The following is a 13,979-nucleotide window of genomic DNA, read 5'->3' on the forward strand; positions in this document are numbered from 1 at the left end:
CGGACTGATCCACATAGGCCGATCAGTTCTGAAGAGCACGTACCTCATCAGACAAAAGCGGACGGATACCGCTCACCTGCACCCTCCCCGAACAGGGGAGCCCAGGAAACCAGTAACATGCGGCGCCATGAGCTCCCCCACTGGGCCCGCGTCCGGCCTGCCTGTACGAATGCCGCGCCCCCGCCAGCCCGGGCGGCACCGCCGACCCGAGCCCCTGGCGGCTCCCGAGGGCGCGCCCGCGCTCGTCCTCGCGGTGCCGGGCACGCCGAGCGCCGCCACCCGCGGCCTCGCCGAGGAGGTCGTGAGCATCGCCCGCTCCGAGCTCCCCGGCCTCGACGCCCGGATCGGGTACATCGACGGCGATGACGGGGAGTTCCCCACGCTCCAGTCCGTGCTCGTGCACGCCGCCGACGAGCGCACCGCCCGCTTTGAGCAGGCGCTCGCCGCGGGCGTGGAGGTCAAGGAGCCGGAGGGCCCCGTCGCCGTCGTCGTGCCGCTGCTCGCCGGCCCGGACAGCGCGCTGCTGCGCGTCATCCGCCAGGCCGTGATGGACAGCCGGGTCGCGGCCGACCTGACCGATGTCCTGGGCCCGCACCCGCTGCTCGCCGAGGCGCTGCACGTGCGGCTGTCGGAGGCCGGCCTGGCCCGCGCCGACCGTGCCCGGCTGTTCACCGTGGCGACCGCAGCGGACGGCATCGTCCTGGCCTCCGTCGGCGGTGAGGAGGCCGTGCAGGCGGCCGGGATCACCGGCATGCTGCTCGCCGCGCGCCTGGCCGTGCCGGTGATGGCGGCTGCCCTGGACCAGGAGGGCTCGATCACGGCCGTGGCGGAGCAGCTGCGGTCCTCGGGCTCGCAGCAGCTGGCGCTGGCGCCGTACCTTATAGGGCCGGAGATCGACGCCGGCCTGATCGCGGAGGCCGCGCAGGAGGCGGGCTGCTCCGCCGCCGAGGCGATCGGCCCCTACCCGGCGATCGGCAAGCTGGCCCTGTCCAAGTACACGACCGCGCTGGGCATCGCCCCGCAGCAGCCGCAGGGCACGCCGGTCCGCTGACGCGGCCGTCACCGCGCACGTCACCGCCGTAACGCCGAAGGGCCCGCCACCGAGCAAGGTGCGGGCCCTTCGGCGTGCAAAACCTGCGGCGTGCGGGGCTCGTCGACGTGCGAGCCCGCGGCGTGCGGGCCTGCGGGCGTACGGTCCCGCCGGTGGCTCAGGCTGCGCCGATGACCACGCAGGACGCCGCGGCCACCTCGATCGATCCCTCGTAGCGCGGGAGGCCCCTGTCCGGGTCCAGGGCGAACCAGGACACGTCTGCGGAGCGCTCGTTGGCGACGTACAGGACGCCGCCGGCCTCGGTGATCGCGCGCGGCCAGTGCCCGGCGCAGGTCACCGTCCCGACCAGCCGCAGCTCCTCGCCCTCGACGGCGAACGTCGAGAGCACGTCCTCGCCGCGGGTCGCGGTCCACACGAAGCGGCCGTCCGGTGATGTGACGATGCCCGACGGGTAGGCGTCCCCGGCCGGGGCTCCCGGCAGCACGGGCACCTCCGTCAGCGGCTTCAGCGTGCCGTCGTCGGCGTCCCAGTGGCAGACGGTGACGGTGGGGGTGAGTTCGTTGAGGACGTACGCGTACCTGCCCTTCGGGTGGAAGGCCAGGTGACGGGGCCCCGAGCCGGGCCGCAGGGCGATCTCCCGGTGTACGACGAGTGTGCCGTCGGTCAGCGTGCACACCCGCACCGAGTCGGCGCCCAGGTCGACGCTGACGGCCCAGCGGCCGGTCGGGTCGGGCTGCACCTGGTGGGCGTGCGGGCCCTGCTGGCGTGGGGTGTGGGGGCCCGAGCCGCTGTGCTGGAGGACGGTGGACGGGCCGTCGGCGAGGGTGCCGTCGGCGCGGACGGGCACGGCGGTGACGCTGCCGGAGCCGTAGTTGGCGGTCAGGAGGTGGCCGGCGAACAGGCTGAGGTGCACGGGCCCGCTGCCGCCCACCGGAACAGGTGCGCGCATGAGCTCGGGCGTCTCGCCGGTCACGCGGTACGCGGCCACCGTGCCCTCGGCCGTCTCGCTGACCGCGTAGAGCGTGTCGCCCCCGGGAGACAGGGCCAGGTACGCGGGGTCGGGCAGGTCGTTCACCGCGCTCAGGACGGTCAGCGCACCGCTGCCCTCGGCGACGGAGGCTGTCGTGATGCCATGACCTCCGGCCGCCGTGAACGACCCGATGTAGGCCCGTCTTCCCCGCCTGCCGACGTCTGCCACCGTTGTCCCCTTCCGGTCGGGTGCCGTCCCGGCTGACGGTAGCAGTGGATCACCATCGGTCTAGACCAAGGGGGCCGAGTCGTGGCGCGGCGGTCGTGTTCCGTCCCCCGAGGGCCGTCCCTGCGGATGCCGGGCGCACGCCCCGGCGGCCGGCCGGCTCAGGCTCCGACGAGCCGGGAACCGGACGGCGTGCGCAGGGGCTGGGCCAGCTCGGCCAGGGCTCGCTCCAGACCGTGCAGATGGGCCAGCGCGGGATCCGACGCCGTCGGCCGCTCGGCGGGGGCGGTGACGTCGGCGCCGCCGGTGAGCGCCTCGACGGCGGCCTCGACGCGCCAGCACGCGGCGGCCAGGCGGGCGTCGTGCGAGGCCTCCGGGTCGGCGGCGACGGCGACCAGGCCGCGGATCTCGCGGGCGCAGTCGTCGAGCAGGGCCAGCACGCGGCGGGCGCGCCGCTTGCGGGCCGGCATCGGGTTCAGCGGATGCACGAGCGGGGCGACCGAGAGCCGTACCCGGCCCAGCAGCTGCTCCAGTTCGGCCACGCGCGAGGCCGGGTCGGCCCGCTCGTCACCGGCGAGGCGTGCGGCGGCCTCGGCGGTGGCCGCGTGCACGCAGCGCAGGGCCCGCTGGATCCAGGCGTCGGTGACCGTGTGGGTGGTGACGGGCAGGACGAACAGCACGGCCAGTCCGGCGCCGAGCGCCCCGACGCCGGTCTCGGCGAGCCGCAGCGCCAGCAGGGCGGGGTCGAGGACGCCGAGGAGGCCGTAGAGGAGCTCGGCGAGCACCGTGACGCAGAGCATCATCCAGGTGTAGGAGACGGCGGCCGTGTAGAAGATGCCGAAGACGCACACGGCGAGGAGAGCGGCCGTCGGGACCGCCGCTCCGTGCAGGGGGACGGCGACGAGCAGGCCGAGGCCGATGCCGATCACCGTGCCGAGGACCCGGCGGAAGCCGCGGACCAGGGTCTCGCCGCGCGAGGTGGTGTTGACGAAGATCCACCAGGTCGCGCCGACGGCCCAGTACCAGCGCTGCCCGGACACCAGCTGGCCCACGACGAGGGCGAAGCCCGCGCCCGCGGTGGCCTGGATCGCCTGGCGCGTGGTGACGCGGGCCAGGCCGCTGCCGCCCGGCGGTGCGGGCACGGGAGCCGGGGGCGTGCGGCGTTCGTAGCACCACAGCCCGAAGCGCACCGCGGACGCGGTGAGCAGGGACAGCAGGACGGCGGCGTAGAGCTCGGGGAGCTGCCCCGGGGTCGCCTGGAGGAACTGCGCCACGAAGAAGGTCATGAACGCGAACACGCCCAGGCTGTGCCCGCGCGGCCCCCAGCGGCGGGCGTACACGCCGGCGCCGACGACGGCGAGGAAGGTGAGGTCGCGGGCGACCGGGTGGTCGTGCAGCTCGGCCGCCGCCGCGAGGACGGGGAGGCCGACGAGCGGCAGCAGCGCGGTGGTGACCGCCTGGCCGCGCACCGTGGCGTCGGTGACGGTGAACAGGGCGAGCAGCGCGGCGAGCCCGCCGGTGACGGCACCGACGAGTGAGTGCCCGGCAAGGCCGCAGACGACGACCGCCGCCCCGATGCCGAGGACGGCCCGACTGGCAGACCGCAACCGCATCCGCCCCGGATCCGGAGCCACGAACACCCTCTTCAGCACCGCTTACCGCCCCCTTCGCGCACTGGCATCGACCGGCATGAAAAAGGCGCCGCGGGGTCCGCAGCGCCATCGACGCATCCATATGACCATCTCTGCCGCCACTGGCTCAACCGGCCTCTTCTACACTGATCCATTGGTACAGCGACAACCGCCTCGGGGCGGTCACAGGGGAGCCAACGGACGAGGAGGCCGGGCATCATGGCCGTGGACGAGCTCGACACCCGCATCCTGCGGCTGCTGCTGGAGCAGCCGCGCACGAGCGTGCGCGAGTACGCCCGCATCCTCGGCGTCGCGCGCGGCACCCTGCAGGCCCGGCTCGACCGGCTGGAGCGGGACGGCGTGATCACCGGCACGGGGCCGACGCTCTCGCCCGCCGCCCTCGGGCATCCGGTGCTGGCCTTCGTGCACATCGAGGTCACCCAGGGCCATCTGGACGACGTGGGTGACGCGCTCGCCGCCGTACCGGAGATCGTCGAGGCGTTCTCGATCACGGGCGGCGGGGATCTGCTGACCCGGGTGGTGGCCCGGGACAACGCCCACCTGGAGGATGTGATCCAGAAGCTGATCAGCCTGCCCGGCGTGGTCCGCACCCGCAGCGAGGTGGCCCTGCGCGAGCGCGTCCCGCACCGGCTGCTGCCGCTGGTGGAGTCGATCGGCCGGACGGCGGCCCGGGCCCGGAAATGACCTTTGAGATCCTGGGGGCCATGAGCGGTTTCAGCGGCACTGCGGTCATCTTCGATCTCGACGGAACGCTCGTGGACAGCGAGCCGAACTACTACGAAGCGGGGCGCCGGCTCCTCGCCGAGCACGGGGTCCCCGACTTCACCTGGACGGACCACGAGCGGTACGTGGGCATCAGCACGCTGGAGACGGTCACGCGCTGGAAGCGGGAGTACGGCTTGGAGGCTTCCGTCGACGAGCTGCTCGCCGCCAAGAACCGCCGCTATCTGGAACTCGCCCGCGCTTCCACGCGCGCGTACCCCGAGATGCGCGCGTTCGTGGAACTGCTGGCCGCCGAGGGCGTCCCGATGGCCGTGGCGTCGGGTTCGTCGCCCGAGGCCATCACGGCGATCCTGGCCGGGACGGGTCTGGACGCCCAGCTGCGCACCGTCGTCTCGGCCGACGAGGTGGAGCGCGGCAAGCCCGCCCCTGATGTCTTCCTGGAGGCGGCCCGCCGACTGGGCGTCACCCCGGGCGACTGCGTGGTCGTGGAGGACGCCGCCCCCGGCGCCGCCGCCGCGCACGCGGCCGGGATGCGGTGCATAGCGGTCCCGTACCTGGCCGCCCAGGCGGACGCCCCGGAGTTCGCCACGGCCGGCCTGCTTCTGCGGGGCGGGCAGGGGGAGTTCACGGCGCGGGCGGCGTACGACTGGCTGCTTCGGACGAGGTAGCGCCCGGCTCGGATCTACTCCGCTCTACTCCGATCTGCTCGGATCTAAACGCTCCCGACCCGTTGACCCTCATCCGTCACCTCCCTATCGTCTGGTCGACCGTTCGTACGTCGTTCGAAATAACGAACGTATGCCCCCGCACGGAGGAGCACCCATGGCACCGCCCCTCTCCAGACGATCCCTTCTCCAGGCCGCCGCCCTCGCCGCGGCGACGCCCGCGATCAGCCACCAGGCAACCGGCCGGGCCGCGGCCGCCGTCGAGGCGCCGCAGGCCGCGGCGGCCGCCGCCCCGCCCTCCTGGACCGTCCAGCCCTTCGCCCTCGACGACGTGGCCCTCAGGCCCGGTCTGTTCGCCGACAAACGGCAGTTGATGATCGACCACGCCCGTGGCTACGACGTCAACCGGCTTCTGCAGGTCTTCCGTGCCAACGCCGGTCTGTCCACCGGCGGTGCGGTCGCGCCCGGCGGCTGGGAGGGGCTGGACGGCGAGGCGAACGGCAATCTGCGCGGGCACTACACCGGGCACTTCCTGACCATGCTGTCCCAGGCCTACGCCGGCACCGGCGAGCAGGTTTTCGTCGACAGGATCCGCACCATGGTCGGGGCGCTGACCGAGGTGCGCGAGGCCCTGCGCAAGGACCCGGCCGTACTGAGCGTCGGCGGGAAGTTCGGTACCGCCGCCGAGAACGTCCGCGGGTCCTATCAGTACGTCGATCTGCCCGCCGCGGTCCTCGGAGGCGCCTCGGCGGTCACCCTCTCCGCCTGGGTGAAGCCCACCCACGACGGCAACTGGGCGCGCGTCTTCGACTTCGGCGACAACACCACCCGGTACATGTACCTGGCCGCCCGCAACGCCGGCGGGGTGCCGCGCTTCGCCATCACCACCAGCGGGCCGGGCGGTGAGCAGGGCCTCAACGGGACGGCGGCGCTGCCGCTGAACCAGTGGAGCCACCTCGCGGTCACGATCGCGGACGGCACCGGGACGCTGTACGTCAACGGCACCGCCGTCGCCCGCAACACGGCGATGACCCTCACCCCGGCCGCCCTCGGCACCGTCGCCAACAACTGGCTGGGCCGCTCCAACTTCTCCACCGACCCCGTCTTCGCGGGCGCCTACGACGAGTTCAACGTCTGGTCGCGCGCCCTGACCGCCGCCGAGATCACGGAGTTGCAGAACAACCGGGCCTCCGCCGCCTCCGCCGGCCGCGGCAACCTGGCGTCGTACGCCTTCGACGAGACCTCGGGCGGCAGGTTCGCCGACGCCTCCGGCCGCGGCCTCACCGCCACCCTGCGCCGCACCTGGGGCGGCCCCAGCCATCCCGGGTTCCTGGCGGCGTACCCGGAGACGCAGTTCATCGACCTGGAGTCGAGGACCACCAGCGACTACACGAAGGTCTGGGCGCCGTACTACACCGCGCACAAGATCCTCCGGGGCGTGCTGGACGCCTACCTCGCCACGGACGACGCCCGGGCCCTCGATCTCGCGTCCGGCATGTGCGACTGGATGTACTCGCGGCTGTCCAAGCTGCCCGAGGCGACCCTGCAGCGCATGTGGGGCCTGTTCTCCAGCGGTGAGTTCGGCGGCATCGTCGAGGCCGTCTGCGATCTGCACACGATCACCGGCAAGGCCGAACACCTCGCGCTGGCCCGGCTGTTCGACCTCGACCGGCTCATCGACAACTGCGCCGCGAACACCGACATCCTCGACGGGCTGCACGCCAACCAGCACATACCGATCTTCACCGGGTACCTGCGGCTGTACGACGCGACCGGCGAGCAGCGCTATCTCGACGCCGCCCGGAACTTCTGGGGCATGGTCGTGCCGCACCGCATGTACGGCATCGGCGGCACCAGCACCGGCGAGTTCTGGAAGGCGCGGGACGTGATCGCGGGCACGATCAGTGCCACCAACGCCGAGACGTGCTGTGCGTACAACATGCTGAAGCTGAGCCGGACCCTGTTCTTCCACGAGCAGCAGCCGAAGTACATGGACTACTACGAGCGGGCCCTCTTCAACCAGGTCCTCGGCTCCAAGCAGGACAAGGCCGACGCCGAGAAGCCGCTCGTCACGTACTTCATCGGGCTGACACCGGGTCATGTGCGGGACTACACGCCCAAGCAGGGCACGACCTGCTGCGAGGGCACCGGCATGGAGAGCGCCACCAAGTACCAGGACTCGGTGTACTTCAAGGCCGCCGACGGCAGCGCACTGTATGTGAACCTCTACAGCCCGTCCCGGCTGGCCTGGGCGGAGAAGGGCGTGACGGTCACTCAGAGCACCGCCTTCCCGCGCGAGCAGGGCACCACGCTCACCATCGGCGGCGGCAGCGCGGCCTTCGCCCTGCGGTTGCGGGTGCCGTCGTGGGCGACCGCCGGTTTCCGGGTGACCGTCAACGGCAGCGCGGTGAGCGGCACTCCGAAGCCGGGGAGCTACTTCACCGTGTCGCGGACGTGGCGGAGCGGCGACACCGTGCGGATCTCCATGCCCTTCCGGCTGCGCGTGGAGAAGGCGATCGACGACCCCTCGCTGCAGACCCTGTTCTACGGCCCGGTCAACCTCGTCGGCCGCAACTCCTCCACGAGCTACCTGCAGTTGGGCCTGTACCGCAACGCCGGCCTGTCCGGAGACCTGCTGCCGTCCCTCACCCCGGTGACCGGCAAGCCCCTCCACTACACCCTGGCCGGCACCGAGTTCGCCCCCTTCTTCGAGGGCACCGAGGACCCGACGCACGCCTATTTCCGGCGCTCCGAACCCCGGGTGATCTTCGGCAACACCGACTCCGGCGTCGCCAACCCCGCCAAGTCGGACGGCACCACGCTCCTGGACGAGATCTGGGCCGGGGCTCCGTTCACCGGCAAGGGCGCGCTGGTCTCACGGGTGCGGTCCACCGTGAACGCGTGGGTGACCGCGGGGCGGCTGAGCCAGGCCGACGGGCAGACGGTCGTGCGTACGGCGGAGCAGGCCACGTACGCCCCCTGAGCCGCCGGCCGGATCCCCGCGCCGCGCGCTCGGCGCCCGGCGCGGGGATCCTGGAGTCGGCAGCGGATGACTTCGGGAGGAGGTCGGGCCATGACGATGGACGTGTCGGCTGAGCGGGTGATCCCGCTCCCTCCCGAGCAGGTGGCCGGATACGCGATGGACTGGCGCCATGACGCCTGGGGGCACCTCCGACGCGGGCGGCTTCGGGGTCGGCGCCGAGGTCACCCGGACGGTACCCTCGCCCGCATCCGGGTCCGGGGCGGCAACGGCGGCTTCTACCGGCTGGCGGCGCCGCTCATGGCCCGCCAGGTCCGCTCGAACCTCGGCAAGGACCTGCGCGACCTGGAGCGCAGGCTGACGGAACGCGCTGAGTGAGGGGTCTTCATGGCATACGACGAGGGACTCGCTCAGCGCGTCAGGGAGCGGCTGGCCGCTGAGCGGGGCGTTACCGAGAAGCGCATGTTCGGCGGCATCGCCTTCCTGGTGCACGGCAACATGGGCGTCGGCGTGAGCGGCGGCGACCTCATGGTCCGCGTCGGCCCGGACGGCACCGACGCGGCCCTGGCCAGGCCGGGCACCCTGATCTTCGACATGACCGGGCGGCCGATGCGGGGCTGGGTCCTGGTCGCCGGGGATGTCCTCACGGAGGACGAGGTGCTCGGGGCGTGGATCGGCGAAGGGTGCGCCTTCGCGGCGAGCCTGCCGCCGAAGTGAGTCCGTTACGAGCGGCGGCGGGGCTTGCCCCGCCGGGGAGTCTTCGCGCCCTTGGCGCCGCCGGAGCCGCCCCGGCGGCCGCCGCTGCCGGCTCCCGGCTGGCGCCGTGCGCTGCCGCCGGCGTCGGGGCGCTTGCGCTTCGGCTGTTCCGTGGCGGGCTGGGTCCGGGACGTAGTACGGCCCCGGGTGCTGTTGACCGTGCGGCCACGGACGACGCCGATGAAGTCCTCGACCTGGTCGGTGGTCGCGTCCTCGGGCCAGGACAGGGCGACGCTCGACTGGGGCGCGTCCACGAGGGGGCGGTAGGTGAGGTCCCTGCGGTGGTGCAGGCGGGCCAGCGACTGCGGGACGACGAGCAGGCCGACGCCCGCCGCGACGAGCTCGACGGCGTCCGCGGTGGTCGCGGGGCGCTCGAAGGCGGGCTCCCCGGGTGGCCGCTCCCAGCCGAGGACGTCGTCGAGGGGGTGGAAGACGACCTCGTCGGCCAGATCCTCGGCGGTCACCTCGTCGACCGCCGCGATGATGTGGTCCTTGGGGACCACGACGACCGTCGTCTCGGTGTAGAGGGGGATCGCGCTGAAGACCGTACGGTCGACCGGCAGCCGTACGAAACCGGCGTCGGCGTCGCCCGCGCGGAGCGCGTCCTGCGCCTCGGCGGCGGTCACCGAGTGCAGGGTGAGGGGCACGTCGGGGAAGCGCTCCTCCCAGATCCGCACCCATTTCGCGGGGGTCACTCCCGGGACGTACGCAAGCCGGAAGGCCGGCGGAGCTGCCGGGGCTGAAGAAGCTGGTTCCGGGGACGACGGGGGTACTTCCGAGCCTGTCACCTGGCCAGGTTACCGGCCGTGGTCAGCGGCGGTTCACCCACTCGATACCCTGGACACCATGACGTCGCACCAGAGCACCCAGACGATGAAGCCCGCCACCGCGGCGAAGAAGCTGGGTGTGTACCTCCAGGCCACCCCCGCCGAGTTCCGTGAGGGCGTCGTCACGCGCGCCGAGCTGGACGCGCTCCAGGCGGACCCGCCCCAGTGGCTGCAGGAGCTGCGGCGCGACGGCCCGCACCCCCGCCCGGTCGTCGCGCAGAAGCTGGGCGTCTCCATCGCGGGCCTGGCCCGCGGCGGTGTCACGGAAGCCCTCACCACCGAGCAGATCGAGGCGCTGAAGCAGGAGCAGCCCGAGTGGCTGGTCAAGGAGCGCGCCACCCAGGCCGAGGTCCGCAAGGAGGCGGCCCGCCTCAAGCAGCGCAACGCGGAGCGCGCGGCACAGCGCTCCTGACTGCGCCCTCGCCGGTTGGAGCGCGCCGCCCTCGCGGGCGCCGAACCGATGTCTGCGGTCGGTTCAGCCGGTGACGGGACGATCCTCGATCGCCTCCAGGAAGGTGACCGAGGGGATGAAGAAGAGGGTGCCGGTGACGGCCTGGGAGTAGTCGAGGATCGGGTCGGGGCCGGATTCCGGGCCGCCGAGGAACATCTTCCGCAGCATGGTCTCCGGTATGGCGGGCGTACGGGCGTAGGCGATGAAGTAGGTGCCGAACTCGCCGTGTCCGGGCCGGCCGAAGGGCATGGCGCCGCGCAGTATCTCCAGCTCCTCCCCGTCCGGTCCGGTGACGGTGTTCACGTCCCTGTGGGAGCCGGGTACGTCGAGTTCGATGTTGGTCAGCTTGGAGCGGCCTATGACCTTCTCCTGGGCCTCGACCGCCAGGGCCTCCCAGGCGTCGACGTCGTGCACGTACTTCTGGACGATGGCGTAGCTTCCGCCGCGGAACGCGGGATCCTCGGCGCCGACGACGGCCGCCTCGGCCGCCGCCTGGCCGACCGGGTTCTCGGTGCCGTCGACGAAGCCGAGGAGGTTGCGCGAGTCGAAGTAGGCGAAGGCCTGGACCTCGTCCTGGACGGTGACCGCGTCGCGCAGCCGCTTCATGATCTCGGCGGCCAGGGCGAAGCACAGGTCCGTGCGGGCGGCGCGGATGTGGAAGAGCAGATCGCCGGGGGTCGACACGGCGCGGTGGCGTGAGCCTTCCAGTTCCCGGAAGGGGTGCAGTTCCTGGGGGCGCGGATCGCCGAACAGCCGGTCCCAGGCCGTGGACCCCACTCCGGCGACGCAGCACAGGCCGCCGTCGGGACTCGGGAATCCGACGGCACGCACGAGCCCCGCGAGCCCGGCCAGCAGGTCCCGGACGGCGGCCTCGCCGCCCGGCTCGATCGTGACCACCAGGAAGACGGCCACCGGCGCCGGCGGACTGAGCACCGGCTGTGGATGTACATCGACCGACCGTATCGACGACGGCATGGTTCCCCTCTCACCCTCAAACCCCGCCAGCTCGAACCCCGCCAGGGAACGATGCCCGGCCGAACGGCGATCGATACCCGCCGAATTTCCGCACAACCGGCGTGTACGACGAGTGAGGAAGGCCGGATCCGGGGCGAAAACCGAATGCGCCCACACATACCGCTCTGGGATCTTCCGGGGCATGGTCCACCGTCTCGAACCCCTGGTCGGAGCTGGCCGAGGACACGGTCCTCGACACCGCTGCGGCTCAGCTGTCGTAGTCCACCGTCAGCGTCTCCGACACCGGGTAGGACTGGCAGGTCAGGACGTAACCCGCCTCCACCTCGGCCGGTTCCAGCGCGAAGTTGCGCCGCATGTCCGCCTTGCCGTCGGTGACCAGGGCCCGGCAGGTGCCGCAGACGCCGCCCTTGCAGGCGAACGGCAGGTCGGGGCGGGTGCGCTGGGCGCCGTCCAGGATGGTCCGTTCCCGCGGCAGGGCCGCGGTGGTGGAGCGGCCGTCGAGGGTGATGGTGACCTGGCTGACCGGTCCTTGCGGGCCGCCCTCCTCGTGGTGCACCTCCCGTACCGGCTCGTCGTCGGCGTAGAACAGTTCCTGGTGCACGCGCTCGGCCGGAACTCCGAGGCCCGCCAGCACCCGCTGTGCGTCGCGGACCATGCCGTGCGGGCCGCACAGCCACCAGTGGTCGGCGGTCGTCACGTCGACCAGCGCGTCGATGAGCGTCGAGAGCCGGTCGGCGTCGATACGGCCGGAGAGCACCTCCGCCTCGCGGGGTTCGCGGGACAGGACATGGACGAGCTGGAACCGGGTCGGACAGAGGTCCTTCAGGTCCGCGAGCTCGTCCGCGAACATCACGGTGTCGGTGCGGCGGTTGCCGTAGAAGAGGGTGACCGTCGAGCGGGAGTCGGCGGCCAGGACGGACTCGGCGATGGACATCATGGGCGTGATGCCGGAGCCCGCCGCGATCAGCACATGATGGCCGGGGGTGGTGAGGTCGGGGGTGAAGGCGCCGGTGGGGGCCATGACCTCGACGGTGTCGCCGGGACGTACGTCATGGACGAGCCAGGACGAGAACAGGCCGCCGGGCACGACCCGCACGCCGATCCGGGGGCTCGACCCGGCCGGCGAGCAGATCGAGTACGACCGGCGCTCGTCCCGCCCGTCGATCTCGCGCCGCAGCGTCAGCGACTGACCGGGCACGAAGGCGAACTCCTCGGCCAGTTCGGCCGGGATGTCGAAGCCGACGGCGACCGCGTCCGAACACAGAGGCTGTACGGCAGCGACGCGCAGGGCGTGGAAGGCCGGACGGCGGCGGGTGCGCGGGCGTACCGGTACCGCCGTCTGTGCTTCCCTCAGGCCTTCCATTCAGATCTCCTTGACGTACTCGAACGGCTCGCGGCAGGCGCGGCAGCGCCACAGCGCCTTGCAGGAGGTGGCGGCGAAGCGGGAGGTCTCCTCGGTGTCCGCCGAACCGCAGCGCGGGCAGGCCACCGCCTGCCGGGTGGGTGACAGCACGAGCGGGACGGGGCCGCCGCGCGGTGCGGGCGCGGGCGGGGCGATGCCGTGCTCGGCGAGCTTGCGGCGGCCGGCCGGGGTGATCCAGTCGCTGGTCCACGGCGGATCGAGGACGGTACGGATCTCCACGCGCGGGTAACCCGCCTCACGCAGTCGCGCCGACACGTCCGCCCGCATCTCGGCCATGGCCGGACAGCCCGAGTAGGTCGGCGTCAGGCTCGCGACGACGGTGCCGTCCTCGGTCGTCTCCACGCTCCGCAGGACGCCCAGGTCGGCCAGGGTGAGCATGGGCAGCTCGGGGTCCGGCACCTGTTCGGCGATGCGCCGGGCGCGCCGGGGGTCGAGCGACGTGATCACCATGTCGCCTCCGGGTGGGCGCGGGCCACGCCCTGCAACTCGGCCAGCAGCGGGGCGAGATGCTGGGTGTGCTCGCCGTGCCGGCCGGATCCGGGCAGCGGGCGGTACACGGGCATGGGCAGTCCGGCCGCCTCGGTGACCTGCTTCAGCACCGCGACGACCTCGTCCCGTACGTCGTACGCGGTGAACAACTCGCCCAGGTAGGGGGCGACTTGCTCCAGGGCCTTGCGCATCCGGCGGTGCGACTCGTCCGTGCCGTCGCCCAGGCGCACCGCCCACTCGGCGGCGTACTGCCGGTGGTAGCTCAGCTCCTTGACGCCCTTCGCGGCGATGGCCGCCAGCACCGGGTCCGGGTGCGACGCCAGCCGTTCGAAGTGCGCGAGGCGCCAGCTGGCGAGCAGCAGCAGGCGTACGACGGAGAACGCGAAGTCGCCGTTCGGCAGTTCGGCCAGGCGTACGTTGCGAAAGTCGTCGGCGCCGCGGAAGTAGGCGTAGGCGTCCTCGTCGCGTCCGGTGCCGTCGACCTGGCCGGCCCGGGAGTAGAGCAGGCGGGCCTGGCCGAGGAGGTCGAGGCCGATGTTGGCCAGGGCGACCTCCTCCTCCAGTTCGGGGGCGCGGGTGATCCACTCGGCCAGGCGCTGGGCCGAGATCAGGGCGTCGTCGGCCAGCGCGACGCAGACGGCGGCCAGTTCACCGGCGTCGAGCCCTTCGGGCACGGTGGTGTCCACGCCGTGCAGCGGGTCCTCGAAGCCGGTGCCGTAGGCCCAGCGGGCGTCGTCGTCGTGTCCCTCGGCGAGGGTCAGATAGACGTGGTCGTCACTCATGCCCTCTCCT

At 72.5% G+C, this 13,979-nt stretch carries 14 protein-coding genes; 7 read left to right on the forward strand and 7 right to left on the reverse strand.

The annotated features are described in order from the left end of the window. Positions 1-127 precede the first annotated feature (127 nt). The gene (locus AQI70_RS22860) at positions 128-1,051 is read left to right on the forward strand and encodes a sirohydrochlorin chelatase (protein WP_107117058.1); all 924 of its coding nucleotides are present in this window, start codon (positions 128-130) and stop codon (positions 1,049-1,051) included. Positions 1,052-1,208: 157 nt separating this feature from the next. On the opposite strand, the gene AQI70_RS22865 is transcribed toward AQI70_RS22860, so the two are convergent. After that, positions 1,209-2,249, reverse strand: coding sequence for a lactonase family protein (locus AQI70_RS22865; RefSeq protein WP_062152993.1), 1,041 nt, complete (start codon positions 2,247-2,249; stop codon positions 1,209-1,211). Positions 2,250-2,407: 158 nt separating this feature from the next. Beyond that, a complete protein-coding gene (locus tag AQI70_RS22870; protein ID WP_062152995.1) occupies positions 2,408-3,898 on the reverse strand; it encodes an FUSC family protein in 1,491 nt (496 codons plus the stop codon). A 198-nt stretch (positions 3,899-4,096) separates the two neighbouring features. Here AQI70_RS22870 and AQI70_RS22875 point away from each other — a divergent pair, with 198 nt between their 5' ends. The 5 genes from AQI70_RS22875 to AQI70_RS22895 all read left to right on the forward strand — a co-directional run bounded on the left by AQI70_RS22875 (position 4,097) and on the right by AQI70_RS22895 (position 8,983). After that, positions 4,097-4,582, forward strand: a complete 486-nt coding sequence (locus AQI70_RS22875; RefSeq protein WP_062152997.1) for an Lrp/AsnC family transcriptional regulator — start codon at positions 4,097-4,099, stop codon at positions 4,580-4,582. A gap of 20 nt (positions 4,583-4,602) precedes the next feature. Further along, positions 4,603-5,289, forward strand: a complete 687-nt coding sequence (locus AQI70_RS22880) for an HAD family hydrolase (protein WP_062153130.1) — start codon at positions 4,603-4,605, stop codon at positions 5,287-5,289. 154 nt (positions 5,290-5,443) lie between these two features. Further along, positions 5,444-8,269: a beta-L-arabinofuranosidase domain-containing protein gene (locus AQI70_RS22885; protein ID WP_062152999.1), complete on the forward strand. Its 2,826-nt coding sequence runs from the start codon at positions 5,444-5,446 to the stop codon at positions 8,267-8,269. A gap of 90 nt (positions 8,270-8,359) precedes the next feature. Beyond that, complete coding sequence (locus AQI70_RS22890) at positions 8,360-8,644, forward strand: hypothetical protein (protein WP_062153002.1); 285 nt, start codon at positions 8,360-8,362, stop codon at positions 8,642-8,644. 9 nt (positions 8,645-8,653) lie between these two features. Further along, positions 8,654-8,983: a TfoX/Sxy family protein gene (locus AQI70_RS22895; protein ID WP_062153003.1), complete on the forward strand. Its 330-nt coding sequence runs from the start codon at positions 8,654-8,656 to the stop codon at positions 8,981-8,983. Positions 8,984-8,988: 5 nt separating this feature from the next. Here the strand turns inward: AQI70_RS22895 and AQI70_RS22900 are convergent, their stop codons facing one another. Further along, entirely contained in the window at positions 8,989-9,810 is an 822-nt protein-coding gene (locus AQI70_RS22900; RefSeq protein ID WP_425264629.1) for a LysR family substrate-binding domain-containing protein, read from the reverse strand. Between the two features lie 58 nt (positions 9,811-9,868). On the opposite strand from AQI70_RS22900, the gene AQI70_RS22905 reads away from it, so the two are divergent. Continuing rightward, positions 9,869-10,261 carry a DUF5997 family protein gene (locus AQI70_RS22905; RefSeq protein ID WP_062153008.1) on the forward strand — a complete coding sequence of 131 codons (393 nt, stop codon included), beginning with the start codon at positions 9,869-9,871 and terminating at the stop codon, positions 10,259-10,261. Positions 10,262-10,324: 63 nt separating this feature from the next. Here AQI70_RS22905 and AQI70_RS22910 read toward each other — a convergent pair whose 3' ends face one another. From AQI70_RS22910 to paaC, 4 genes are all read right to left on the reverse strand, one after another. Next, the gene (locus tag AQI70_RS22910; RefSeq protein WP_062153011.1) at positions 10,325-11,275 is read right to left on the reverse strand and encodes a Dyp-type peroxidase; all 951 of its coding nucleotides are present in this window, start codon (positions 11,273-11,275) and stop codon (positions 10,325-10,327) included. A 247-nt stretch (positions 11,276-11,522) separates the two neighbouring features. Next, positions 11,523-12,638, reverse strand: coding sequence for a 1,2-phenylacetyl-CoA epoxidase subunit PaaE (gene paaE, locus AQI70_RS22915; protein WP_062153013.1), 1,116 nt, complete (start codon positions 12,636-12,638; stop codon positions 11,523-11,525). Further along, positions 12,639-13,148 (reverse strand): 1,2-phenylacetyl-CoA epoxidase subunit PaaD, encoded by a 510-nt coding sequence (gene paaD, locus AQI70_RS22920; protein ID WP_062153015.1) that lies wholly within the window; start codon positions 13,146-13,148, stop codon positions 12,639-12,641. It abuts the gene before it with no gap. After that, positions 13,142-13,969: a 1,2-phenylacetyl-CoA epoxidase subunit PaaC gene (paaC, locus tag AQI70_RS22925; protein ID WP_062153017.1), complete on the reverse strand. Its 828-nt coding sequence runs from the start codon at positions 13,967-13,969 to the stop codon at positions 13,142-13,144. The genes paaD and paaC overlap by 7 nt, the downstream gene beginning before the upstream one ends. Positions 13,970-13,979: the final 10 nt, after the last annotated feature.

Source organism: Streptomyces curacoi, from assembly GCF_001513975.1.
GTDB lineage: Bacteria > Actinomycetota > Actinomycetes > Streptomycetales > Streptomycetaceae > Streptomyces > Streptomyces curacoi.